This window comes from Arsenophonus endosymbiont of Bemisia tabaci Q2 (assembly GCF_902713415.1).
GTDB lineage: Bacteria > Pseudomonadota > Gammaproteobacteria > Enterobacterales > Enterobacteriaceae > Arsenophonus.
Genome location: NZ_CACTIE010000260.1, coordinates 1 through 2183, shown reverse-complemented (window position 1 = coordinate 2183; position 2183 = coordinate 1). Strand labels below are relative to the sequence as shown.

The 2183-nt window shown below is 38.8% G+C and carries 1 protein-coding gene and 1 pseudogene; both read right to left on the bottom strand.

What is annotated here, in order from left to right; translation table 11 throughout:
• On the bottom strand, window positions 1-212 hold a 212-nt coding region (locus tag ARSQ2_RS10930; protein WP_238334478.1), incomplete at its 3' end, for an IS630 transposase-related protein.
• Window positions 213-250: 38 nt separating this feature from the next.
• Window positions 251-2020 (bottom strand): annotated as a pseudogene (locus ARSQ2_RS10925) (NADP-dependent malic enzyme); the annotation flags it as partial.
• Window positions 2021-2183 lie beyond the last annotated feature (163 nt).

Here is a 2183-nt window from a genome sequence, read left to right as displayed (position 1 = left end):
GGATATTGTTCAACATCTTTTATCAACTCGGATTTATCGATTTTTCGCTGACGCGTAGTCGATGCTTTTGGCTCTATTTGATTAATCCAACGCGATACACGCGATACAGATGCAGAGCCAATCCGAAATTGCTTCGCTGTTTCTCGGATACTCAACCCTTCTTCTTTCATCGTAAATATCACTTTACGTCTAAAATCAATTGAATAGCTCATATAAATAATGTCATCAGAATTAAGTCGCTTAGCTATAGCAATATCAGGGCATTCATTGCACCCGCTACTGAACTATTCTGCCGGAAGCCAAGCACATTTTTTATAATGGTAAAATGTTGATTATAACTACCAACAGTACCACAAATCATGCCATCGGCTTCACCTTGGCGGGGATCATCAACGCAGCAATTAAGGTTGGGTTATTGATGACTTCTCTACGCGCCATTTCCTGCGAAACACCATGGCGTTTCATTAATTGATAATACTGTTGCCAATAGGTTTTAAAACGCGAATCATTTTCATTGTTAATCAACTCAAAATCTTCACCAATTTTAATTTGCAACCCAAGCTTTTCAATTCGCTTTTCAATCACACTGGGTCGACCAATTAAAATTGGATAAGCCAAACCTAAAGATATTAATTCTTGGATTGCATGCAATATTCGTTCTTCCTCACCTTCCGCTAATACAATCCGTTTTTTTCTTTGCGGGCCAAAGAAAAAATCGGCTTCATAAATAGGTGGGTGCTATAGATAAACGCATTAAGTTTTTCTATATAAGAATCAAAATCTGTACTTGGTCGTGTTGCTACACCAGATTCCATTGCCGCTTTAGCGACTGCTGGCGCAATTTTAACAATTAAGCGCGGATCAAAAGGTTTTGGGATAATATAATCAGCACCAAATTTTAACTCCTGATCACCGTAAGCGGAGACAACAACGTCATTCTGCTCAGCTAATGCTAAATCAGCAATTGCCTGCACACAGGCTAGTTTCATCTCTTCATTAATCGTGGTTGCCCCAACGTCCAGCGCGCCGCGAAAGATAAAAGGAAAACAGAGTACATTGTTTACCTGATTAGGATAGTTAGAACGCCCAGTGCAAATAATCGCATCGGGGGGCCGTGCTGCTTTTGCTATTGAAGGAAGAATTTCTGGTTTCGGGTTGGCTAATGCTAAGATAAGCGGTGCATTAGCCATCGATTTTACCATTTCCGCAGTCAACACACCCGGCGCTGAGCAGCCTAAGAAAATATCTGCGCCTGGGATAACATCCGCTAGAGTACGTAAACCATTATCTTCAATTGGATAAGCAGCTTTAGTTTCATCCATCACTTCATCGCGGCCACGATAAATAACGCCTTTTGAGTCAAAGACAATAATATTCCTACGATTAGGACCTAATGCAACCAATAAATTCATACAGGCGATAGAAGCACAGCACCTGCACCTGAAACAACTAAGCGAATCTGGTCAATTTTTTTATTAACAATGCGTAAACCGTTCAATATTGCGGCGGTTGAAATAATGTCAGTACCATGCTGATCATCATGGAAAACAGGGATTTACATTTTTTCACGCAGTTTTTTTTCAATATAGAAACATTCTGGTGCTTTAATATCTTCCAAATTGATTTCGCCAAAAGTTGGCTCTAATGCGGCAATAACATCGATCAGTTTATCCGGGTTAGATTCGTCTATTTCAATATTAAATACATCAATGCCGAAAAATTTTTTAAATAAAACACCTTTTCCTTCCATAACCGGTTTACCAGCCAAAGCGGCAATATTTCGCAATCCTAACACTGCGGTACCATTAGAAACTACGGCCACTAAATTAGCCTTAGCTGTATATTTGTAAGCGATCAACGGATCAGCTGCGATTTCAAGACAAGGATAAGCAACAGCGGGAGAATATGCGAGGGCCAGATCTCGTTGTGCCGTTAATGACTTAGTCGGTGTAATTTCAATTTTACCTGGTTGGGGAAACTCATGAAAATCTAGCGCACTTTGTTTGAATTTTTCATCCATTGTGTGTCCTTAGAGAATTTTTATTATAAAACATCCCCATTATAGTAATCTCTATCAATGAAATCATGACATATACAACAATTTCGGCAGAAACTAGCTAAACTTGAACATTCTATCAACGAAATCAATATAACCAAATAATATTGAAATTAAAATATAAAAC